Origin of the sequence: Elstera cyanobacteriorum, assembly GCF_002251735.1 — a bacterium.
Classification (GTDB): domain Bacteria; phylum Pseudomonadota; class Alphaproteobacteria; order Elsterales; family Elsteraceae; genus Elstera; species Elstera cyanobacteriorum.
Map to the genome: position 1 here is coordinate 19,285 of NZ_NOXS01000021.1, position 23,201 is coordinate 42,485.

General features: G+C 62.1%; 16 protein-coding genes and 1 tRNA gene. 4 read left to right on the plus strand and 13 right to left on the minus strand.

The genetic code is table 11. The features are described from left to right. Positions 1 to 1,473: a DUF1800 domain-containing protein gene (locus tag CHR90_RS01485; RefSeq protein WP_170941249.1), complete on the plus strand. Its 1,473-nt coding sequence runs from the start codon at positions 1 to 3 to the stop codon at positions 1,471 to 1,473. Then, complete coding sequence (locus tag CHR90_RS01490; RefSeq protein ID WP_094407020.1) at positions 1,470 to 2,663, plus strand: DUF1501 domain-containing protein; 1,194 nt, start codon at positions 1,470 to 1,472, stop codon at positions 2,661 to 2,663. Before CHR90_RS01485 ends, CHR90_RS01490 begins: the two co-directional genes overlap by 4 nt. A gap of 13 nt (positions 2,664 to 2,676) precedes the next feature. Here the strand turns inward: CHR90_RS01490 and CHR90_RS01495 are convergent. From CHR90_RS01495 to CHR90_RS01510, 4 genes are all read right to left on the minus strand, one after another. Then, positions 2,677 to 2,752, minus strand: a tRNA-Ile gene (locus tag CHR90_RS01495). A gap of 106 nt (positions 2,753 to 2,858) precedes the next feature. Further along, a complete protein-coding gene (rpoD, locus tag CHR90_RS01500; RefSeq protein WP_094407022.1) occupies positions 2,859 to 4,817 on the minus strand; it encodes an RNA polymerase sigma factor RpoD in 1,959 nt (652 codons plus the stop codon). Between the two features lie 95 nt (positions 4,818 to 4,912). Continuing rightward, entirely contained in the window at positions 4,913 to 6,817 is a 1,905-nt protein-coding gene (gene dnaG / locus CHR90_RS01505; RefSeq protein ID WP_094407024.1) for a DNA primase, read from the minus strand. Positions 6,818 to 6,864: 47 nt separating this feature from the next. Beyond that, positions 6,865 to 7,326 carry a GatB/YqeY domain-containing protein gene (locus tag CHR90_RS01510; protein ID WP_094407026.1) on the minus strand — a complete coding sequence of 154 codons (462 nt, stop codon included), beginning with the start codon at positions 7,324 to 7,326 and terminating at the stop codon, positions 6,865 to 6,867. 177 nt (positions 7,327 to 7,503) lie between these two features. Here CHR90_RS01510 and CHR90_RS01515 point away from each other — a divergent pair, with 177 nt between their 5' ends. Further along, complete coding sequence (locus CHR90_RS01515; protein WP_094407028.1) at positions 7,504 to 8,499, plus strand: mannonate dehydratase; 996 nt, start codon at positions 7,504 to 7,506, stop codon at positions 8,497 to 8,499. A 48-nt stretch (positions 8,500 to 8,547) separates the two neighbouring features. Here the strand turns inward: CHR90_RS01515 and CHR90_RS01520 are convergent, their stop codons facing one another. From CHR90_RS01520 to aztA, 7 genes are all read right to left on the minus strand, one after another. Continuing rightward, positions 8,548 to 9,750: a mandelate racemase/muconate lactonizing enzyme family protein gene (locus CHR90_RS01520; RefSeq protein WP_094407030.1), complete on the minus strand. Its 1,203-nt coding sequence runs from the start codon at positions 9,748 to 9,750 to the stop codon at positions 8,548 to 8,550. A 12-nt stretch (positions 9,751 to 9,762) separates the two neighbouring features. Next, positions 9,763 to 11,457 (minus strand): ABC transporter ATP-binding protein, encoded by a 1,695-nt coding sequence (locus CHR90_RS01525; RefSeq protein WP_229671602.1) that lies wholly within the window; start codon positions 11,455 to 11,457, stop codon positions 9,763 to 9,765. A gap of 14 nt (positions 11,458 to 11,471) precedes the next feature. Beyond that, positions 11,472 to 12,596, minus strand: a complete 1,125-nt coding sequence (locus CHR90_RS01530; protein WP_094407035.1) for an ABC transporter permease — start codon at positions 12,594 to 12,596, stop codon at positions 11,472 to 11,474. Positions 12,597 to 12,601: 5 nt separating this feature from the next. Next, positions 12,602 to 13,588, minus strand: a complete 987-nt coding sequence (locus tag CHR90_RS01535; RefSeq protein ID WP_094407037.1) for an ABC transporter permease — start codon at positions 13,586 to 13,588, stop codon at positions 12,602 to 12,604. Positions 13,589 to 13,655: 67 nt separating this feature from the next. Beyond that, entirely contained in the window at positions 13,656 to 15,620 is a 1,965-nt protein-coding gene (locus CHR90_RS01540) for an ABC transporter substrate-binding protein (RefSeq protein WP_094407039.1), read from the minus strand. A 611-nt stretch (positions 15,621 to 16,231) separates the two neighbouring features. Next, positions 16,232 to 17,110 carry a metal ABC transporter permease gene (locus tag CHR90_RS01545; protein ID WP_094407041.1) on the minus strand — a complete coding sequence of 293 codons (879 nt, stop codon included), beginning with the start codon at positions 17,108 to 17,110 and terminating at the stop codon, positions 16,232 to 16,234. A gap of 20 nt (positions 17,111 to 17,130) precedes the next feature. Beyond that, complete coding sequence (gene aztA / locus CHR90_RS01550; protein ID WP_094407043.1) at positions 17,131 to 17,865, minus strand: zinc ABC transporter ATP-binding protein AztA; 735 nt, start codon at positions 17,863 to 17,865, stop codon at positions 17,131 to 17,133. Positions 17,866 to 18,146: 281 nt separating this feature from the next. Between aztA and CHR90_RS01555 the strand changes: the two genes are divergently transcribed. Further along, entirely contained in the window at positions 18,147 to 19,559 is a 1,413-nt protein-coding gene (locus CHR90_RS01555) for a multicopper oxidase family protein (protein WP_229671603.1), read from the plus strand. Here the strand turns inward: CHR90_RS01555 and CHR90_RS01560 are convergent. Both CHR90_RS01560 and carB read right to left on the minus strand, forming a co-directional pair. Continuing rightward, positions 19,556 to 19,954 (minus strand): VOC family protein, encoded by a 399-nt coding sequence (locus tag CHR90_RS01560; RefSeq protein ID WP_229671604.1) that lies wholly within the window; start codon positions 19,952 to 19,954, stop codon positions 19,556 to 19,558. The two genes, CHR90_RS01555 and CHR90_RS01560, sit on opposite strands and share 4 nt — an antisense overlap. Then, complete coding sequence (gene carB, locus CHR90_RS01565) at positions 19,951 to 23,169, minus strand: carbamoyl-phosphate synthase large subunit (protein WP_094407045.1); 3,219 nt, start codon at positions 23,167 to 23,169, stop codon at positions 19,951 to 19,953. The genes CHR90_RS01560 and carB overlap by 4 nt, the downstream gene beginning before the upstream one ends. Positions 23,170 to 23,201: the final 32 nt, after the last annotated feature.

The following is a 23,201-nucleotide window of genomic DNA, read 5'->3' on the forward strand; positions in this document are numbered from 1 at the left end:
ATGCGCCCCCATCTTCGCCGCCTGTTGCTGTCGCTGGGGCTGCTCGCCCTCTGCCCCCCGCCCGCTGCGGCCCTGACACCGGAGGAAACCCGGCACCTGCTCGACCGTGCCGGGTTCGGGGCCGCGCCCGACGATTTCGCCGTCTATCGCCCCCTGACCCGTACAGCCGCCGTTGATCGGCTTTTGGGCGATCTCGACGCGCCGACGCTGACGCCTGACCCGGCATTCCTGGCCGAACCGCGCCCGGACGCCGTAACCTATCGCGCTATCAGCGATAAACCCCCTGAGGAACGCCGCGCCTTTACCCTCGCCCGCCGGGGGGAAGCATTGGCGATCCGGGGCTGGTGGCTGCAAGAAATGATCGGGGGCCGCGCCCCCTTGCGCGAGCGGCTGGCGCTGATCTGGCACGGCCATTTCACCTCGGCCTTCGATAAGGTGCGCGTGCCCGACCTGATGTGGCGACAAGTCGCCTTGTTCCGCACGGAGGGCACGCGCAATTTTGCCGATCTGCTGCGCAGCATCGGCAAGGATGGGGCGATGTTCCGCTATCTCGACGTTCCCGCCAGCCGCAAGGGCAAGCCGAACGAAAATTTCGCCCGCGAGCTGCTGGAACTTTATACCCTGGGTGCGGGGAATTATACGGAGCAGGATATTAAGGAAGCGGCTAAAGCGATGGTCGGCTGGCGGCTGAACGCGGGCGACTTGACGCCCGTTTTCATGCCCGCCGCCGCCGTTCCTGGGCCGAAGCAGGTACTGGGCGCGACCGTCGAGACGACGGGCGATGTCATCGACCTGCTGCTCAAACAGCGCGCCACCGCCCGCTTCATCACCGAAAAACTCTGGCTGGCTTTCATCTCGCCAGACCCGGATAAGGCCGAGGTTGATCGGCTCGCCGCGCGCTTCTTCGACAGCGGTTACCAGCTTCGCCCCCTTGTGCGCGATCTTTTGCTCAGCCCGGCCTTCTGGTCGCCGGACGCACAGGGGCGGCTGGTGAAATCCCCGGTCGATCTGGTCGTTGGGGCCGTCCGGCAGTTTGATATGCCGGTCAAAGACCCGCGCCGCCTCGCTATCGAAACCCGCCTGCTCGGGCAAGACTTGCTCGATCCCCCCAATGTGCGCGGCTGGCCGGGCGGGATGGAGTGGATCACCACCGATACGCTGCTGAAACGCCGCGCGGTGCTGACCCGCCTTGCCTATGGCGAACCGCCCGAACCCGCCCGCCGCCAACCGGATGGGATCGCCGCCGAATATGCCCGGCTCGTCGGTCTCGACCAGGCGGCCCCCACCCCCGGGATGCAGGGCCGGGCAGTGGTACTCAGCGATTTCTTCGCCAAACATCCGCTGTTCTTGGGCGATGAGGGCCTGTTACAGAAATCTGTGCTGGCCGAACCGCCGGTGCAGCCGCCCACCCGCTCCACCCCGCCCGACCGGCTGCTGGAACTGCTGCTCGACCCCGCTTACGAGGTAAAATGATGCTGAACCGTCGCCATTTCCTCCGGCTCTCGGCCTTTGCGGGCGGGGCCTTGCTCTTGCCTAGCGGGTGCGCCGTCGTACCGACCGGCCCACAGACAAAAGCTGCTGCCGGGAAGCCCGAAACACTGGTGCTCGTCGAATTCCAGGGCGGTAACGATGGGCTGAATACCGTCGCACCGATCAAAGACCCGCTCTATCGCAGCCTCCGCCCCACCCTGGCCCTTTCAGAGGCCGACGCCCTGCCGGTGGGCCGCGATTTGGCCCTGCATCCCGCGCTAAAACCGACGATGGCCCTCTGGGATGCGGGCGACCTCGCCGTTGTGCTGGGGGTCGGCTATCCCAACCCCGACCGCTCGCATTTCCGGTCGATTGATATTTGGGATACCGCGTCGGACGCCGACCGGGTGCTAAGCACCGGCTGGATCACCCGCGCCCTGCAAACCCAGCCGCGCCCGCGCGCTGCCGATGCTTTCGTTCTGGGCCGCCCGCACCTGGGGCCGGTGACGGGAAGCGGGATCAAGGCCGTCTCGCTCAGCAATCCGGGCACTTTTGCTAAAGCCGCTACCGCCGTCTCGATCCCCGAGATGCAGCGCCGCAACCCGATCCTCGACCAAATCAGCACCGTTCAAGGCACCTTGCGGGTCGCGGGGGATGATATTCAGAACCGCCTCAAGGCCGTTCCCGCCAGCCTGACCGCCGATTTCCCGAAAACCAATATTGGCGGTCAGTTTGCCGATGCGATGCGGCTACTGGCGGCGGGAGTCGAGGCGCCGGTGATCAAACTATCGCTCGGCAGTTTCGATACCCATATCGACCAAGCCCCGCAGCATGCTCGCCTGCTCGGCGATTTCGCTGCGGGCCTCGCCGCCTTCCGCAAAGCCGCCCAAGCGAGCGGCCACTGGGACCGGGTGATCCTTCTCACCTATTCCGAATTCGGACGCCGCCCTGCCGAAAACGCCAGCAAGGGCACCGACCACGGCACGGCCGCCCCGCAGTTCCTGGCCGGGGGCGCCGTGCGCGGCGGGCTGATCGGCACGCAACCCGCCCTTGATCGGCTGCAAAACGACGATCTCGTCCACACGATGGATTTTCGGCAGGTCTATGCGGGCCTGCTGCAAGGGATATGGGGGATTGCACCAGAGAAGGTGTTTGGGAAGCCGGTGGATGCCACGGCAGGGCTGATCGCCTAAGGCTTAGGCTTGCTGGTGGGCCCGGCCGGATTCGAACCGACGACAACACCGTTATGAGCGGCGCGTTCTAACCGCTGAACTACAGGCCCCCGCAGCGATCCCGGCGCAAGGCCGGGTAAGGTTTATGAAAGCAAAAGGGGCGTTCCGTCAAGAACGCCCCTTTGGTTTTGAGCCGATATTTTTACGCTTAAATGCTTAGGTATCCAGGAAGCTGCGCAATTTACGGCTGCGGCTGGGATGCTTCAGCTTGCGCAGCGCCTTGGCTTCGATCTGGCGGATACGCTCGCGGGTGACCGAAAACTGCTGGCCGACTTCTTCCAGCGTGTGGTCGGTGTTCATGCCAATGCCGAAGCGCATGCGCAGCACCCGTTCTTCACGCGGGGTGAGAGTCGCGAGAATGCGCGTGGTGGTTTCGCGCAGATTGGCCTGAATGGCGGCATCGAGCGGCAGAACGGCGTTCTTATCCTCGATGAAATCGCCAAGATGGCTATCTTCCTCGTCACCAATCGGCGTTTCGAGCGAGATTGGCTCTTTGGCGATCTTCAGAACCTTGCGCACCTTTTCCAGTGGCATCATCAGCTTTTCGGCCAATTCTTCCGGCGTCGGTTCGCGGCCGATTTCGTGCAGCATTTGGCGCGAGGTGCGCACCAGCTTATTGATCGTTTCGATCATATGCACGGGAATGCGGATGGTGCGGGCCTGATCGGCAATCGAGCGGGTGATTGCCTGCCGGATCCACCAAGTCGCATAGGTCGAGAACTTATAGCCGCGCCGATACTCGAACTTATCGACGGCCTTCATCAGACCGATATTGCCTTCCTGGATCAAATCGAGGAACTGCAAACCACGGTTCGTATACTTCTTGGCGATGGAGATGACGAGGCGCAGGTTGGCCTCCACCATTTCCTTTTTCGCCCGGCTTGCTTCGCGTTCGCCCTTCTGGATTTTCTGCACCATCGAGCGGAATTCGCCGATGGGCAGCGTCACTTCTTCAGCAAAAGCAGCGATATCATCCCGGATCTTCTGGGCTTCATCGGCATGCTTATCGTAGAAGCGCGTCCACTTCGTGCTGCGGCCTTTGACCGTTTCCAGCCAGTTCGGCACCAGCTCGTTGCCCATATAGGCTTCGAGGAAGTCCGCGCGCGGCACTTTGGTCGACTCGGCCATGCGCAGCATCTTACCGTCGAGCTGCAACAGCTTACGCGCCAGCAGATTATGCTGTTCGACCAATTGTTCGATGCGCTGCGGGTTAAGGCGGACGGTCTTGGTGATTTCCACCAGATCGCTACGCGCCTTTTCGTATTTCTTCTCGTTCGCGGGCGCCAGCGGTTCGCCCTTCAGCACCGTTGCAACACGCTTTTCCTGGAGCTTGGCGAGCTTCACCTGGGCTTCGGCGATCTCGGCGAACCGCTCCATATACTGCGGCAGCAGTTCGGCTTCCATCGCCGATAGGGACACGCCCGGCTCGTCGCTTTCGGCCTCGCCCTCAGCACCCGGGACGGCGGCTTCTTCTTCCTCGCTCTCTTCGGCTTCCTCGCTATCGGCGACGGCACCCGCCGCCAATAGTTCGGGCGGAATATCCTCGTCTTCCGCCGGGGCACCGCTGCCGTAGGAGGCTTCGAGATCGATGATGTCGCGCAGCAGCATGCCTTCGACGGCCAGCGCCTGCGCCCAGGCCACGATGGCGCGCTGGGTCAGCGGGCTTTCGCACAGGCCGGAGATCATCGCCTCGCGGCCGGCCTCGATGCGCTTGGCGATGGCAATTTCGCCTTCGCGGGACAAAAGCTCGACCGAACCCATTTCGCGCAGATACATGCGCACGGGATCGTCGGTCCGGCCGACTTCATCCTCGTCCACATTGCCGCGCGCATCGCCTTCGCCCTCGGCTTCCTCGCTCTCGGCTTCGGCCTCGTCGCCTTCGACGATGTTGATGCCCAGCTCAGACAGCATCGCCAGCGTATCTTCGATCTGCTCCGAAGAAACCTGATCCTGGGGAAGTGCCGAATTCAGCTCGTCATAGGTCACATAGCCGCGCTCTTTGCCCTTGGCCGTCAGTTTTTTGACGGCGGCAGCGACGGTATCGACCAATGGACTTTCGAGAGCTTCTTCCTGCGGGGTTTGTTCTTCTGCGGTATTCGCTGCCTTCTGCGCCATTCTTGACCCTCGCCAACCAAACCTAAGCGTCGCGACCCAACCTATGCCCCTGTCATGCCAAAAGCATGCCGGGCGCCCCTTCTACCCCAAGCGCGTTACGATGGTGCGACAGCATCCATCGGCCCACCCTCCTCCTCGTCACCGCCATGCGCGCGGGCACGGTCGGCGAAAAGCGCCTTGTAGCGCGCCCATGCCTCCGCCGTCTCTTCCGATAGCGTTACCGCCATCAGCAAGCGCCGGTCTTCAGCAACGCGCCGGTCCATCAGCCTGCCGAAAATTTCGGCGACCTTTGCACGCACATCCTGGGGAAACGCTTCACGTCGCGTGAAGGGAAACGTTCCGGCGACGTCTTTCTGCATCACATGCGACAGCATAAAGGCGTGCTCGCTCTCCGCGAGATGGGACTGCAGGGCATCGGCGTCAAGGCCGGGACGGGTAGCCGTTACGTTTACGATTTCCCGCCGAAGCGAGTCAAGCCCCGCATCGGCAAACTCGATATCCGCTAGAGCTTCGTGCCAATGATCGAACAGAAAAGGATGATTGAGAAAGGCCGCCAGCAAGGCGCGGGTATGCATCCGTTCGGCGATCAACGGGGTGGAGGCGACCGTGGCATTCGGCCTGTCCTTCAAAAACGGATCGGGTTCTTGCCACCGCCCGCGCTTTCCGCTGGGCTGCCGAGCGCGCGGCACATAGGCGGGCGCGGCGACCTCGGGCACCGGCTGCGCCGGCGCAACGCCAAACAGCGCCGTTAAGCGCTGGTCGATCTCGGTCTGATAGAGCCGCCGTACATCGGCATCGGCTATCGTGGCGACCTGAGCATGCAGATCGCGCGACAGTTCGGCCTTACGCTCCGGCGTATCCAGCGCCCGGCCCGCCTGCGCACCGGTCCACAGCGCGTCGATCAACGGGCGGGCTACCGTCAGCGCCTCCCGCAGCCGGGCGGGACCGCCGGGGCGGCCCAGAAGATCATCGGGATCAAGCCCTTCCGGCAGCGTGGCAAAGCGTAAGGAGCGGCCCGCTTTCAGCAGGGGTAGCGCCCGCAAGGCCGCACGCATCATCGCTTTCTGCCCAGCGGAATCGCCGTCGAGACAGAGGATCGGTTCCGGCGCGAGGCGCCAGAGTTCTTCCATCTGCTCCTCGGTCAAGGCGGTGCCGAGCGGGGCCACCGCCGTATCGAACCCCGCGCGGTGCAGGGCGATCACATCCATATAGCCTTCGGCCAGGATGATTTCCTGCTTCTTCGCGGCGCTGGGGCGGGCGTGATGCAGGGCATAAAGGCTGCGCCCCTTGTGGAACAAAGGCGTTTCTGGGCTGTTCAGATATTTCGGCTGCCCATCGCCCAGAATGCGCCCACCGAAGGCAATCACCCGCCCGCGCCGGTCGCAGATCGGGAACATCACCCGGCCCCGGAACCTATCATAGGGATCGGGCTTTTCTTCCACTCGGATCAGCAGCCCGGCCTCGACCAGCATGGCATCATCGAAACCTTGGATTTTGAGGGCGACCTTCAACCCGTCGCGCTGATCGGGCGCCCAGCCCAGGCGGAATTTGCCGATATCGGCCTCTGGCACACCGCGCTTTTCGAGATACTCGCGCGCCGGGGCACCAGACGGGCCGCGCAAGGCTTGTTCGAAATACAGGCAGGCCGCTTCCATCGCGGCTTCTAGCGTCTGGCGTTTTTCGACCGTTTTACGGTCCTGGGGCGTATCATTGGGAACGGGAATCCCCGCTTCTGCCGCCAAGCGCTGTACGGTTTCGGCAAAGCCCAGCCCTTCGGTCTGCATAACGAAGGACACAATGTCCCCATGCGCGCCGCAGCCGAAGCAATGGTAAAAGCCCTTATCGTCATTGACGAAAAAGCTAGGCGATTTTTCGTTATGGAAGGGACAGAGGCCCGAAAACTCCCGCCCCTTGCGGGTAAGCTTCACCTTCCGCCCGACCACCGAGGAGGTGGGGACGCGCGTGCGCAGATCGTCGAGAAACTGCGGCGGGAAAGCCATGGGCGGTCTTTCGAAACGGGGAGAGTATCCCCTCCCCCCTTTTGGGGTTAGGCGGTCAGCTTAGCCTTAACCTGGGCACTCGCGGCCTGAAAATCCATGGCCCCCGCAAAGCGCGCCTTCAACTCGTTCATCACCTTGCCCATGTCTTTGATCCCGGCGGCGCCAATATCGGCGATCACCGCGGCGATGGCGGCATCGGCTTCTGCGGGCGACATGGCTTGCGGCAAAAACCGCTCGATCACCGCGATTTCCGCCGCTTCCTTTTCGGCGAGTTCCGGACGGCCGCCCTGTTCATAGAGGGTGATCGACTCGCGGCGCTGTTTGATCATGCTTTGCAGCATCGACAGGATCGCATCGTCGGGAATGGCCTCGACACCGCTGGGGCGGGCGGCGATGTCCTTATCCTTCAGGGCGGCCTGGATCATCCGCAGCGACCCTACCGCCGCCTGATCCCGCTCGCGCATCGCGGTCTTATAGGCTTCGGTGATCTGCGTGCGCAGGCTGCTCATGATGCGTACTCCTTACGGCTTTAAAACAAGGGCGGGATCATAGCCGAAGCGGCTTGACGAGGGCCAGCCTTGTAACGCTGACCTGCGTTTTGAACAAGGATAGAGGCTTGCAGGAACTCGGTTTCCCGATAATCTGTCTGATAACCAGACAAGAATAAACCCTAGGGAAGACGCACTATGCACCTCGGCACTCAAAACGCCGCCCGCGATGATACCGATTATCGCATGTTCGCCCAGCTTGGCCTGAGACATCTCTGCGCTGATCCGCCCGGTAAGCCGACCGGCTGGACGCTGGACGATCTGCTGCGCCACCGCGAAAAGGTGGAGAGCTTCGGCATGAGTCTCGACATGGTGCAGCTTCCCATGAGTTCGCGGCCCATCGAGATGCAGGACAGCCCCGATATTCTGCTGGCGGGGCCGAACCGCGACCGGCAAATCGAGGTGATCTGCCGCCTGATCGAAAACCTTAAGAAAGCTGGGATCCCGGCAGCGAAATATAACCTGAACCTGATCGGCATTCCGCGCACCGAGATGGAAATCGGGCGCGGCGGCTCGCGTCACGAAGCCTTCCGCTGGGATAAGGCCGACCAAAGCGCTGCCCCCGGCGCGGCGGGCATGGTGTCGGAAGACGAAAATTGGGAGCGGATTGATTATTTCCTCTCCCACGTCGTGCCCGTCGCCGAGGCCAACCAAATCCGCCTGGCCTGCCACCCGCATGATCCCTATACCCCGCCGGGCTATAAGGGTGTGACGCGGGTGCTGGGGACGGTGGAGGGGTTGAAGAAATTCGTGACCCTGCACGATAGCCCCTATCACGGCCTCAACTTCTGCCAGGGCACCGTCGCAGAAATGCTGGACGATCCGCGCACCGAAATCGCCGATGTCATCCGCTGGTTCGGCAGCCGGGGGAAAATCTTCAACGTCCATTTCCGCAATATCCGGGGCTGCAAACTCTCCTTCATGGAGGTTTTCCCGGATGATGGCGATATGGATATGTTCGACAGCCTAAAGGCCTATGCCGAGACCGGCTACAAATACATGCTGATGCCGGATCACGTGCCGCATATCGACGCACGCGATCCAGACGGCACCGCATTTTCCTTCTGTTTTGGCTATATTCAGGGATTGCTGGCGGGGATCAACCAACTCTATCCCGGCGCCGTGACGGCCTAGCCCCCCTCACCCTACCCTCTCCCCCCGGGGGGGAGAGGGTTTGCGTCCCTAGACATACCCGGTCGAACCGTCTGGCTTGATTGGCACCTTGCGCTGCCAATGGACGTAATCTTCGGTCCCGAGGATGTCCTCGTTGATCTCCACCCCCCAGCCGGGTCGGTCAGGGCGAAGTTCTAGATAACCGTCCTTGGGCAGATAGGGGTCTTTGACGTAGAAGGCGCCTTCCCCGGCCACGGGCGCATTGGAAACCTTGTCGCCGCCGCCATCAAAGCGATACCCCGGCCCCTGGGGCAGCCGATATTCGAGAATGCGGAAGTTCGGCTGGGCCGCGCAGAAATGCAGGTTCACGGCGGTGGCCAGCGGCCCCATTGGGTTGTGGGGCGCGACGGTGACGTAATGGGCTTCGGCCAGCGCAGCGATCTTGCGCATCTCCAACAACCCGCCGACCACGCAGATATCCGGCTGAATAATATCCGCCCCACGCGCTTCCAAAAGCCGCAGAAATTCGAACCGGCTATAGAGCGATTCGCCCGTTGCCAGCGTGCAAGTCACGCCGCGCTTCACCTCGCCCCACGCTTCGAAATTCTCTGGCCTGATCGGCTCTTCGAAGAACAAAGGATCATAGGGGGCCAAGGCATTGCCGAGCTGGATGGCCTGCTTCGGCTCGAAAATCTTGGCGTGGGCGTCGAAGGCGATGTCGTAATGCGTGGCCACCGTCTCGCGCAGGCTGCGGAAGTATTCGGCGCTGGTGCGCACCACTTCGCCCCAGCGGTTCTGGTGGATATTGAGGCGATAGGGGCTGAGCTTGAAGGCCGATAGGCCCCATTGCTCATACAGCGCATCCATCTCGTCCTTGGCTTCCAGCGGGTCGGGCGCGGTATAGATACCTGCATAGACCTTCACCCGGTCGCGGGCATTGCCGCCCAACAGCTTATAGACCGGCACGCCCAGCGCCTTGGCGGAAAGATCCCACAGGCAATGGTCGATGGCCGAAATCGCCGCCAGCCCCAGCGCCCCTGGGGGGAAACGCGCCTGCTGCATCAGCATCATGATGAGGTATTCGATGCGGCTGGGGTCGTGCCCCTTGATCATCGGGAATAGATAGTCCAGCAGCGGGAACAGCGCCTTGTCCGGCCCGTGGTTGTAGCATTCGCCCCAGCCGGTCAAACCATCGTCGGTATCGATGGCGATCAGGACGCGCGGACGGTCCTTATCGCGCGACATGAAGGCGCGCAAACGCTCGATTTTCATTCGTTCTCGTCCTTACCCAGTATAGCGCATGCGCTGATGAATGCTGCGGTTGCGCGGATCGGGGCGCGGAATCGCCGATAGCAGCGCTTTCGTGTAGGGATGCTCCGGCGCGGTGCAGACCTGCTCCGCCTCGCCCAGTTCGACCAGCTTGCCGCGATACATCACCGCCACCCGGTCGCACATGTAGCGAATGACGCCAAGATCGTGGCTGATGAAGATATAGGACAGGCCCAGCCGGTCCTGGAGTTCCATCAAGAGATCGAGCACTTGGGCGCGGATCGACACATCAAGCGCTGAGGTGGCTTCGTCGGCGACGACAATGCGCGGGTTCAGCGAAATGGCGCGGGCGATGCCGATGCGCTGGCGCTGCCCGCCGGAGAAAGCGTGTGGATAGCGTTCGCGCCAATCGGGGTTGAGGCCGACCTGCTGCATCAGTTCCGCGACGCGATCATCCAACTCCTTGCCCTTGGCGATGCCATTCACCAGCATCGGTTCGCCGATCACCTGGGCCACCGTCATGCGCGGGTTGAGGGAGCTGATAGGGTCTTGGAAAATCATGCGGATTTCGCGGCGGCAGTCTTTTAACTGCTGCGGTGTCGCCGTCACTAGATCAACAGTGCTGCCGTCCGCCCGGTGATAGATTGCCGAACCGGAGTTGGGGTTATAGACGCGCAGCAGGCAGCGCCCGACCGTCGTCTTGCCCGACCCGGATTCGCCGACAACGCCCAAGGTTTCCCCGGGCCGCAGGGTGAGCGAGACATTATCCACCGCCTTCACCGACCCGCCGAAGGTCATGCAGAGGTTCCTGACCTCCAGCACCGGCGGCAGCGCGTCGGACAGCGGTACACGCTTGGCACGCGCTTCGGCCTTTTGCTCCAGCTTCACGACCGAGCCGATGAGCATCTTGGTATACTCATCCTGCGGGGCGTGGAAAATCGTATCGACGCTGCCTTGCTCCATCACCTTGCCGTGGTACATCACCAACACGTCATCGGCGATTTCGGCAACCACACCCATATCGTGGGTGATGAACATCACCGCCATGCCATGTTCCTGCTGAAGACGGCGGATCAGGTCGATAATTTCAGCCTGAGTCGTGACATCGAGCGCGGTCGTCGGCTCGTCAGCAATGAGAAGTTCCGGGTTGCAGGCCAGCGACATGGCGATCATCACGCGCTGACGCATGCCGCCCGAAAACTCGAAGGTATAGCGGTCGATAGCCTGTTCCGGGCGGGGGATTTCCACTTGGCGCAGCAATTCGATGCAGCGCTCCCGCGCCTCCGCCTTCTTCAGCCCCAGGTGCAGTTGCAGCACTTCGATGATCTGATTGCCGACCGTATGGATCGGCGAGAGCGAAGACATCGGCTCCTGAAAGATCATCGCAATATCGCGGCCGCGAATCGCCCGGATGTCCTTGGAGCGCGGGTGCAGCTTTGCGAGATCGACGTTGGACCCATCGTTGCGGTGCCAAATCATCTCCCCGCCGACGATCTTGCCCGGCGCATCGACGATTTGCAGGATCGAGCGCGCCGTAACGCTTTTGCCCGACCCAGATTCGCCGACGATGCAGAGCGTCTTGCCGCGCTCCAGGGTGAAGGAGACGCCGTCCACCGCCTTCACCAGCCCGCCGCGGGTGGGGAAGACGGTCTGGAGGTTGCGCACCTCCAGCAGCGGGCCGGTCGTCGGTTTGGCGTGAACGAGGCGCAAGTGACGATCCTGTCTCATTTGTTGTACGGGTCGGCGGCGTCGCGCATCCCGTCTCCCAGGAAGTTGAGGGCAACCACGGCCAGAACCACGGCGACGCCGGGGGCAAACAGCCAAGGGGCGGTGGCGATGGAGCGGATGTTCTGAGCCTCGCGCAGCAACACCCCCCAGGAAATCGTCGGCGGCTGCAACCCGAGACCGAGGAAGCTGAGCGAGGTTTCGGCCAGGATCATCGCCGGGATAGCCAGGGTCATGGAGGCGATGATATGGCTCGCAAAACTCGGCAGCATATGGCGGAAGATGATGCGCGGCTCGTTCACGCCATCGAGCCGGGCCGCCGTCACGAATTCTTCCGTGCGCAAGCTAAGGAACCGACCGCGCACGACGCGGGCCAACTGCGCCCAGCCGGTCAGCGACAGAATGACCGTGATCATGAAGTAATTCAGCGTCGCCGGCCAATCCTGCGGCAGCGCGGCGGACAGCGCGAGCCAGATGGGGATGCTGGGCAGCGCCAGCACAAATTCGATGACCCGCTGGATGACGAAATCGGTTTTGCCGCCGTAATAGCCGGAAATCCCGCCAAGCAGCACGCCGAGGGTCAGCGACAGAAACACCCCGATCAGCCCGACCGAGAGGGAAATCTGCGTGCCTTCAATCATGCGGGAGAAGACACAGCGGCCCAACCGGTCGGCCCCGAGCAGATAGACCGGGCGGCGCGGATCTTCCGGCGCCAGGATATGGGTGGTGCTGCTGATCAGCCCGAGGATCTTATACTCATACCCCTGGCCGAAGAATTTCAGATAGACCTTGCGGGTCGGGTCTTCGACATAGATCGGCGCGAGCGACACCGGATCACGCTTCATCACCAATTGGTTCACATGCGGACGGAAAGACCAGCTTCCATCCGCCGCCGTATCGATGAAGTGCAACATCTGCGGCGGCTGGAACGCGGCGCGCGCGTCCTGTTTTTCCGGCTCATTGATGGCAAAAAAACCCGGCGCCACCGCGATGAGATAGAGAAAACTGGTGATTACCAGCCCCACCATCGCCATGCGGTGACGGCGGAAGGCCCACCACATCAGGCTCCATTGCGAGGCAACGACGAATTTAGAACGGTCAACCGCAAGGGCGACATCGGTCATGGCGGCTACTCCAGCCGAATGCGCGGGTCAGCCAGCGCCAGCAGAATATCGCTGAGCAGCGAGCCGATCAGCGTCAAGGCGCAGATCAGAAGAACGAAGGCCCCGGCCAGATACATGTCCTGCGCCATCAGCGATTGCAGCAGCAGCGGCCCCGCCGTCGGCAAGTTCAGAACGATGGCCACGATGATCGAGCCCGAAATCAGGTTCGGCAGCAGCCACGCCAGGGTGGAAATGAAGGGATTGAGGGCGACGCGCACGGGATATTTCAGCAGCAGCCGGAATTCCGATAGGCCCTTGGCCCGCGCGGTCGTTACATAGGGCTTGCTGAGTTCGTCCAGCATATTGGCGCGCATCACGCGGATCAGGCTGGCGGTGCCGGAAACGGCCAGGATGATGACCGGGATCCAGAGATGGTGCATCAAATCGACGACGCGGCCCCAACTCCAGGGCGCTTGCACATATTCTTCCGAAAACAGCCCGCCGACTTCCTGACCAAACTCGACCACCGCCACATACATCAGCACCAGCGCCAGCAGGAAGCTGGGCACGGCCAGCCCGACGAAGCTGAAGAAGGTCGCGATATAATCGCCGATGGAATATTTCTTCACGGCGGAGAAGACGCCGATCGGCAAGGCGATGCCCCAGGTAACGATGAGCGTGGAGAAGGTCAGGATCAGGGTCAGCGCCATGCGCTCCCAAATCAGGCCCTGCACCGGCTGTTGCCATTCGAAGCTCATGCCGAAATCGCCCGCCGTGACGATGTTCCACACCCATTTAAGGTATTGCACCAGCATGGGCTGATCGAGGCCAAAGCGCTCGCGCAAGGCCGCCGCCGCCGCTTGATCGACGACTTCGTTAGAGGACGCGAGCGTGGCGATATAGGTCGTCACAAAGTCGCCGGGGGGAAGCTGGATGAGAACGAACGCCAGAAAGCTGATGACCAGCAACGACGGGATCATCCACAGCAGCCGCGTTACGATAAAGCGCGCCATGATTTATGTCCCATAAGGGGAAAGAGGGGGCCGGTTCACCGCGAACCGGCCCGAAGGGGGAGAGGTTTTAGGCTTTGAAGAAATATTGCGCCGGCAGGGTCGGCGACGGATTGGGATAGGACCAGCTATCCGGCATCTTATCCGGCACGTTCTGCAGATTATTGCGGCAGACGCCGAAGGTATTGACGCCCAGGCAGATGCCGACCGTTTCGAACGCCTCATAGGTCAGATCGAGCATTTGCTTCACATACTCGGCCCGCTTTTGCAGATCGGTCGTGCCGCGCGCCTGATCGTACAGCGCAAAGCGCTTCTTCTGGCTTTCCGGCGGCTCCTCGCCCGATTTGCCGCCCGAGGTGAACCACAGCGCCCAAGGAATAGCGTAGCGCGACCCCTGCGGGTGATAGGCGAAATAATCGCGCGGATCGAACATCAGATCGAGACCGCCCGAGCCGGACCAAGACGCGGCGTCATGATCGTTATTATCGCCGCGCGTATAATACAGGGCGCGTTCGATGGTATTGACCTTAATTTCGATGCCGATATCGGCCCAATAGCGCTTCACCAGTTCCAGCACGTCCACCTGATCGGGGTAGAGCGTCGGGATGACGTCGATGGCAAAAAAGACCTTCGAGCCATCGGGATGCGTGCGGAAATTGCCAGCTTTCTTGTAACCGAGCTTATCGAGGATGGCATTGGCCTGGGCCGGGTCAAACTCGGTGAACTGATTGGCCAGCTTTTCATGATACCAGGGATGACCAGGGCGTGGGCTGGTCTGATACGGGACCGACTGCCCCAGATAGACCAGTTCGATGATTTCCTTGCGGTCGATCCCGAGCGACAGCGCCTTACGAAACTCCTTATTGCCGAACATCGCCCGCATTTTCGGGTCTTTGTGCAGAATATTTAGATGGATCTGCACCTGCTGCGCGTTGGCGGCAATCAGCTCGACCAAGCGATAATCGCCGCGCTTGGTGTTCTGCGACAGGGTGGGCTTATTCGACAGCGTGTTGATATGGCGATCCTGATAGTCGATCTTGCCACCAACGACATCAAGCATCAGCGACTCGACGTCCTGGGAGATCGAATAGGTCACCTGGTCGATATAGGGTAACTGATTCCCCTGCTGATCGACCTGCCAGAAGAAGGGGTTGCGCACCGCAACCACGCGGGTGGCCCCGCCGGTATAGGGTTCCTTGATGATCCAGGGGTCCATCGTCGGGCGGTCTGGGTTACCCCAGCGCGACGGAATTTCGATATCGCCGCATTTGGAGCGGAAATAGGCCGGCCAATCGGACTGCCCCGCCGCTTTCGCCTGCTCATCGACCTTCGGGTTATATTTCGGGTGGAACTGGCTGCAATAATGCTTAGCGAACAGCGTGGTGTGCTGGCCCAGCGGCGTCGCCAGATTTTCGAGGAACAGAGCATAAGGCGCCGCGAAAGTAAATTTCACCGTCGTTTCATCGACCTTTTCGCAGACCACCGGCTTGCCGCCGATCACGATCTGCGACGGGGTGGCCTTATAAAGATCGGCGTTCTTGGCGCAATCTTCGATCGAAAAGACAATATCGTCGGCGGTGAAGGGTTTACCGTCCGACCATTTCAGCCCCTTGCGCAGGTAGAAGGTGAACTGCGTTGCGTCGGCGCTCACCTCCCATTTATGGGCAAGGTTCGGCACGACGCCGGTGAATTCGACATTCCAACGCACCAGATTCTGCGGGCCGATGACCTTCAGAATGCCGTTATGATCGGCGGAGCCGCGCAAGCCGCGCCGCAGGGCGCCGCCATAGCGACCGACCTGCTTCACTTGCACGACATCGGGGCTTTCCGGCAGGCGCTGCGCCAGCGGTGGCAATTTGCCCTCGGCGACCAGTTTGGCGAGATCGGGCGCTTCCTTCGCGGCACTCTGCGCGAAGGTAAACGAGGAGGGCAGCGCCGACAGGGCGGCCACACCGGCAGCCCCCTGAATGAAGCGGCGGCGATTCAGGCTCCAGGCGGCGGGTAGATTAGGGGTACGCTTATCAGTCGGGGCCATTGCTTTCCTCCCACGGAATAAAGGCGTTCGGGCAGCGAAAGGCCGACCGGGAACGATCCCGTCGATGGAAGGTCATGCTTCCAGTTTCCTCCGCTGTGCTGTTGGCAGCATCCCGGCGGGTTTTCCCCGCTTCTCCTCGAAACTCTGTGGAAGCGAAGGTCACTTGTCAATTCACAAGTCATACTTGACTGACAAATTTTTAAACAGATTGAATAAATAATGCCGAGCACAGCCTTTTAGAGCATAGGCGAAAAAAAAGGGCTGCGATAAACGCAGCCCGAGTTTAGGGAGGAAACGTCCGCAGAGCGGACAAATCATCGATAACGATGACGCAATGCAACATAGGGGAAGTTGACCAATACGACAAGCCCAAATGCCCCCACGGATCGGCATGGGACCCATGCAAGAAATCCAGAGACGCCCTATCAGCCTTTTTGGTCACTCCGAAGGCACCGTAATATACTGAAATATATGGTAAAACTTAACAGTTTGTTAGGACTGCGCCCCTACGAAAGTGCTGTTGCTCTGATTTTGGCTAACAGCGGCGTCACGAGTTTTCTCGTCTTAAACTGCACCAGAAGATATGACCTTTTTATCGCAGCGCATCATGATTAAGCCGTCAGATGTCGGTCAGGCAGTAAGCGGCGCAGTAGCCCCTGACGCGGGCCAACCAGCAGCGACACCGCGTAGAGGGCGCCCGCCATGAGAATAATCGCCGGGCCAGACGGCAAATCGAGGTGATAGGACAGGATCAGGCCACCGAAACCGGCGATCATGCCGATCCCGGACGCCACCGCCGCAAGGCTCCAGAGTTGCTGCGCCCAAAACCGCGCCGCCGCAGCCGGCAACATCATCATCCCCACGGCCATCAATGTCCCCAGCGCCTGGAACCCAGCGACGAGGTTCAGCACGACCAGCACGATGAAACTGACGTGGTACAGCGCCCCCGGCGCCCCCAGCGCCCGAAAAAACCCAGGGTCGAGGCATTCGATCACCAGCGGTCGGTAAATCACCGCCAGGGTTAGCAGCGTGAGGCTGCTAATCCCCGCCACCAGCAGCAGCGACGCGCTATCGACGGCCAGGATCGTGCCGAACAGCACGTGGATCAGATCGACATTACTGCCGCGCGTCGAGACGATCATCACCCCCGCCGCCAGCGAGATCAGATAAAAGGCGGCGAAACTGGCATCTTCGCGCAAACTGGTCACGCGGGAAATCAGCCCGGCCAGCAGAGCCACCGTTAGCCCGGCAATAAAGCCGCCCAGCCCCATCGCCCAGAGCGACAGGCCTGCGAGCAGAAAGCCGATGGCCGCGCCCGGTAGCACCGCATGGCTCATCGCGTCGCCGACCAAGGCCATGCGGCGCAGGATCAGCAGGGTTCCCATCGGCCCGCACCCTAAAGCCAGGGCAATGCAGGCGACCAGCGCCCGACGCATAAAGGCAAAATCGGCGAAGGGGGCGATAACCGCCGCCCACAAGGTTTCAAGCATGAAGAGCCCCGAAAAAAGGGTCAGGCGACCGCCTGATGACAGTGCGGGGCGGTTTCGTCCCAGGCTTCCGACCGGCTGCGGGCTTTCGCGAGATTGGCCGCCGTCAGCACCGCCTCGGTCGCCCCCCATCCCAGACACTCCCGCGCCATCAGCAGGGTCTGCGGGAAGCATTGGCGCACTTGGTCAAAGTCATGCAGCACGGCAATCACCGTGCGCGCTTCGCCATGCCAGCGGGTCACGAGATCCAGCAGGTCCGCCGTCGTGCGGGCGTCGATGGCATTAAACGGCTCGTCGAGCAGAATAACGCGGGCATCCTGCACCATTAGCCGGGCGAACAGCACGCGCTGCATCTGTCCGGCGGAAAGTTGGTCGATCATCCGCCGCTCGAACCCCGCGAGACCAACGGCCTCAAGCGCGTGCAGCGCCGCGTGCCGATCCGCCTGCCCTGCCCCGCCGAATACGCCCAGGCGCTTCCAGCGGCCCATCAGCACCATATCGAAGACCGAGAGCGGGAAACTGCGGTCGATCTCTGCCTGCTGCGGCAGATAGGCAATATCGCCCTTCCGCAAGCCGCGGCGGTCCACTTTCCCAGAAGACGGCGGCAGCAACCCGGCAATCGCCTTCAGCAGCGTCGATTTCCCCGCGCCGTTCGGACCAACAATAGCGGTTAGGCTGCCGTCGCGAAACTCGCCTGTCAAATGATGCACCGCCGGGTGCCGGTCGTAGGTTAGGGTCAGATTATCGAGCCGGATCATGCCACGACCTCCACCAGCGCCCAGGCGACGGCACCCCACAACAGCAGCAGAACACCGGCAACGCAGGCGATCCGGGGCAGAAGACCCCAGCCAAATGGGCTGAGCGGGGGGGCGGAATGAGACATAGCGATGTTATAGTGTAACGCCAGCACTCCGGCAAGCTGGGAGCCGTGCAGGAAGCGGGCGGCAGGGTTTCAAGACAAATTGATCTTGACCTTGCCCCCGTGGGAAGCCTGCATACTGGTGCAGTCCGTGTAACCGCCTTACGAAGGAAAATCATAGTGCTGCGTCTCACCCGCCGTCAGTTTATCGCCGGAAGCGCCCTCCTCGGGGCGGCCCTTGCCACGCCCGGTGCGCAGGCGCAAACCCGGCCGCGCTTTCTGAAGATCGACACGCGGACGCTCGTGGTGAACGGCAAGGCGGCGCGCGTCTTTAGCCTGACGGAGAGCGGCCGCCACAGCGGACTAAAGTTCGATCCCGGCGAACGGTTTACCGTGGCGCTGGAAAACCGGCTGACCGAGCCCAGCATCATCCATTGGCACGGGATGACGCCCCGCCCGGAAGACGATGGCGTTTATGACACGGGCTATGGTGCCCCCCTCGCCCCGGGTGAAACGCGCAAATATGACTTTCCGGCCCGGCCTGGCACCCATTGGATGCACTCCCACCACGGGCTGCAGGAACAGGCCCTGCTGGCCGCGCCGCTGATCGTGCGCACGGCAGAGGATTTGGCCGAGGACGCACAGGAAGTTGTCGTCCTGCTGCATGATTTTACCTTCCGCGACCCAGCCGAAATTCTGGCCGGTCTAACCGGCACCCCGGCCTCCGGCGGTGGCATGAACCACGGCGCGATGAACCACGGGGCTATGTCCCACGGAACCAGCGGCGGGATGGACCTCAACGATGTCGAGTTCGACGCCTATCTTGCCAACGACCGCACGCTCGATGACCCGGAAGTTGTGCCCGTGGAGCGCAATGGGCGGGTGCGGCTGCGCATCATCAATGGTGCATCGGCGACAGCCTTCTGGATCGACCTTGGCGGCACGCTCGCCTCGGCCATCGCCGTCGATGGCAACCCGGTGACGCCGCTTGTCGGCAGCCGCTTTCCCTTAGCGCAGGGCCAACGGATTGATCTGATGTTAACGGTTCCGGCGGGCGGCATCGTGCCGGTCTTCGCCCGGCGGGAGGGCGATACCATCCGCACCGGCCTCGTGCTTGCCGCCCCCGGCGCTCTGGTTCCGAAACTGCCTGAACGGACGCCGGCGCAAGAAGCTCCGGTCGATCTATCGCTGGAAACCCAATTACGCGCGCCGACGCCCCTCCCCGCCCGCGCCGCCGATATGGTGCAGGAAGTGATGCTGATGGGGTCGATGGCCCCCTATGCCTGGACGATGGATGGCCAAACCTGGGACACCCGCAACCGCCTGACCGTCAAAGCTGGGCAGCGGGTGGAACTGACCTTCTGGAACCATTCGATGATGGCCCATCCGATGCACCTACACGGCCATCATTTCCAAGTCGTCGGCATCGGCGATGCGCGTTTTTCCGGCGCGATCCGCGATACGGTTCTGGTGCCGCCAATGGCGCGGGTAACGATTGCCTTCGATGCCGATAATCCCGGACGGTGGCTCTACCATTGCCACAATCTCTACCACATGGCCGCCGGGATGATGTCGGAGATTGTCTACGCCTAGCGCGTCCAGGCAGCGTTCTGAAGCACGATGCGATAGCCGTCGGGGTCTTCGAAGGTCACGCCCGCAGCGTCCCAGAACGGATTATAGGATTGCACCGGCGCCGCCCCGAAAGCGATCAAACGATCGCGGGCGGCGCTCCAGATCACTTGGTCGGGCAGGTAGAACACCAGCAAATTATCTTGCGTCGGCGCCCGCCCGACGCGATGGCCGGGTTGATGGGTGAATTCCAAATGCCAGGGGGCTGCGGGATGCCCGAGGATCACCCCATCGAAGCCATTATGGGCGGTAAAGCATGAAAGTTCCGAAAAGCCCAGACCGTCGCGGTAAAACGCCACGACAGTCTGAAGCTGATCGGTTGGCCGGGCGACCCGCAGCGTAATCCCGGCGGGGATCACTTCGCGAAGTAATCCTGCAAGGGCCGCACGCCCATCGTTTCCCCGCGCAGGGCTTCAATGGCGCGGACCGCCGCGCGGGCGCCCGCCACCGTGGTCATATAGGCGATCCCCGCCGTCAGCGCGGCGCGGCGGAGGGAGAAGCTATCGGCAATCGCCACCTTGCCCTCGGCGGTATTGAAGACAAGCTGGATTTCGCCGGAGCGCATCAGGTCGGTCACGTCCGGGCGGCCTTCCGTCACCTTATTGACGAACTGCACCTCGATCCCGTGGTCCTTCAAATAGGCCCCCGTGCCGCGCGTTGCGACGATACGGAAACCGAGACCGGCCAGTGAGCGGGCCAGCGGCACCATTGCGGGCTTGTCGCTTTCCTTCACCGAGATGAAGCAGGTTCCGGCGATCGGCAGATGGCTGCCTGCCGCGCTTTGAGCCTTGGCGAAGGCCCGCCCGAAATCGACATCAAGGCCCATGACCTCGCCAGTCGATTTCATTTCCGGCCCCAGGATCGTATCGACGCCGGGGAAACGGTTGAATGGGAAAACGGCTTCCTTCACGGCCACATGGGGCGCGCTGGCGGGCGGCGGCGGGAAGGCGGCAAGCGCTTCCCCGGCCATGATACGCGCCGCCATCTTGGCAATCGGGCGGCCCGTGGCCTTGGCGACGAAGGGCACCGTGCGGCTGGCGCGCGGGTTCACTTCAAGGATATAGACCGTCTGGTCCTTCACTGCGAACTGCACGTTCATCAGGCCGATTACCTTCAGCGCGCGGGCAAGCTGCACGGTTTGGGCGCGGATTTCGTCGATGATGGCGGGCGGCAGGGAGTACGGCGGCAGGGCGCAGGCGCTATCGCCGGAATGGATGCCCGCTTCCTCGATATGCTCCATGATCCCGGCGACCAAGACGTCCTTGCCGTCCGACACGGCATCGACGTCCACTTCGATGGCGTCGCGCAGGTAGCTGTCGATCAGCACCGGCGTGGTGCCCGAAACCTGCACAGCGGTAGAGACGTAACGGCGCAGACCTTCGACGTCATGGACGATTTCCATCGCCCGCCCGCCGAGCACATAGGACGGACGGATGACGACCGGATAGCCGACCTGTTCAGCGACCTTCTCCGCTTCTTCCGCCGACCGGGCCGTGCCGTTCTTCGGCTGGCGAAGCCCGAGCTGCTGCAACAGCACCTGGAAGCGTTCGCGGTCTTCAGCGAGATCGATGGCGTCCGGCGAGGTGCCGAGGATGGGAATCCCGGCGGCTTCGAGCGCAGCGGCGAGCTTTAGCGGCGTCTGCCCGCCGAACTGCACGATGGCACCCAGCAGCGTGCCCTTGCTCTGTTCGCGCCGGGCGATGGCGATCACGTCTTCGCCGGTCAGCGGTTCGAAATAGAGCCGGTCGGAGGTGTCGTAATCGGTCGAGACGGTTTCCGGGTTGCAGTTGACCATGATCGTCTCATAGCCCGCATCCTTCAGCGCATAGGCGGCATGGACGCAGCAATAGTCGAACTCGATGCCCTGGCCGATGCGGTTTGGCCCGCCGCCGAGGATCATCACCTTCTTGCGGTCGGTCGGGTCGGCTTCGCATTCGGCGGGTTCGACGCCATTGCCTTCATAGGTCGAATACATATAGGGCGTGTCGGAGGCGAATTCCGCCGCGCAGGTATCGATGCGCTTGAACACCGGCAGAATACCCAAGGCGGCGCGATGGGCGGCTACTCCCGCTTCGGTCTGCCCCGTCAGCTTGGCGAGGCGCGCGTCGGAGAAACCCAGCGCCTTCAAGCGATGCAGCCCGGAACGGTCGCGCGGCAGCCCCTTCGCCTTGATCGCGGCTTCTTCGGCAACGATGGCGTGAAGCTGGCGCAGGAACCAGGGATCGACCTTGGTGGCGGTATAGACTTCCTCGACGCTCATGCCCTCGCGGAAGGCTTGGCCGATGATGCGGATACGGTCCGGCGTTGGGGTGGACAACGCGGCGCGCAGCCCATCGACGGCGATGTCGTCGAGACCCGCCAGGCCAGTTTCGAGACCGCGCAGCGCCTTCTGGAAGCTCTCGGCGAAGGTGCGGCCGATGGCCATGACTTCCCCGACCGACTTCATCGAGGTGGTCAGCGTCGGGCTGGCGCCGGGGAATTTTTCGAAGGTAAAGCGCGGAATTTTGGTGACGATATAGTCAATCGTCGGCTCGAAGCTGGCTGGGGTGACCTTGGTAATGTCGTTCTGTAGCTCGTCCAGCGTATAGCCCACCGCCAGTTTGGCCGCGACCTTGGCAATCGGGAAGCCCGTGGCTTTTGACGCCAGCGCCGAGGAGCGGCTGACGCGCGGGTTCATTTCGATCACCACCATGCGCCCGTTTTCCGGGTTCACGGCGAACTGCACGTTCGACCCACCGGTATCGACGCCAATCTCGCGCAGCACGGCGATCGAGGCGTCACGCATGATCTGATATTCTTTATCGGTCAGCGTCAGCGCCGGGGCGACGGTAATGCTGTCGCCGGTATGCACACCCATCGGATCGATGTTTTCGATGGAGCAGATGATGATGCAATTGTCGGCGCGGTCGCGCACAACTTCCATCTCATACTCTTTCCAGCCCAGCACCGATTCTTCGACGAGGACGGAGCCGACCGGCGAGAGCTTAATCCCGCCCGCGACGATGGCCTCGAACTCTTCAACATTATAAGCAATGCCGCCGCCCTGGCCGCCCAAGGTGAACGACGGACGGATGATGGCCGGCAGCCCGACCTGGGCCAGCGCCGCGCGCCCTTCCTCCAGCGAGGTCACGAGGTGGCTTTTCGGGCTTTCAAGGCCGATCTTTTCCATCGCCTCGCGGAACAACTGCCGATCTTCCGCCTTTTCAATCGCGTCGCGCTTGGCGCCGATCAGCTCCACGCCGAATTTTTCCAGCGTGCCATTGGCATCGAGCGCCAGGGCACAGTTCAGCGCCGTTTGGCCGCCCATCGTCGGCAGCAGCGCATCGGGCCGTTCGGCTTCGATGACGCGGGCGACGAATTCCGGGGTGATCGGTTCAATATAGGTCGCATCCGCCAATTCCGGGTCGGTCATGATCGTCGCCGGGTTGGAGTTGACGAGGATGACGCGATAGCCTTCCGCCCGCAGCGCCTTGACCGCTTGGGCACCGGAGTAATCGAACTCACAGGCCTGACCAATAACAATCGGCCCCGCGCCGATGATGAGGATGGAGGAAATATCGGTACGTTTCGGCATGGGGCGGCACTCTCGTCAGTCGGCGGGCGGCG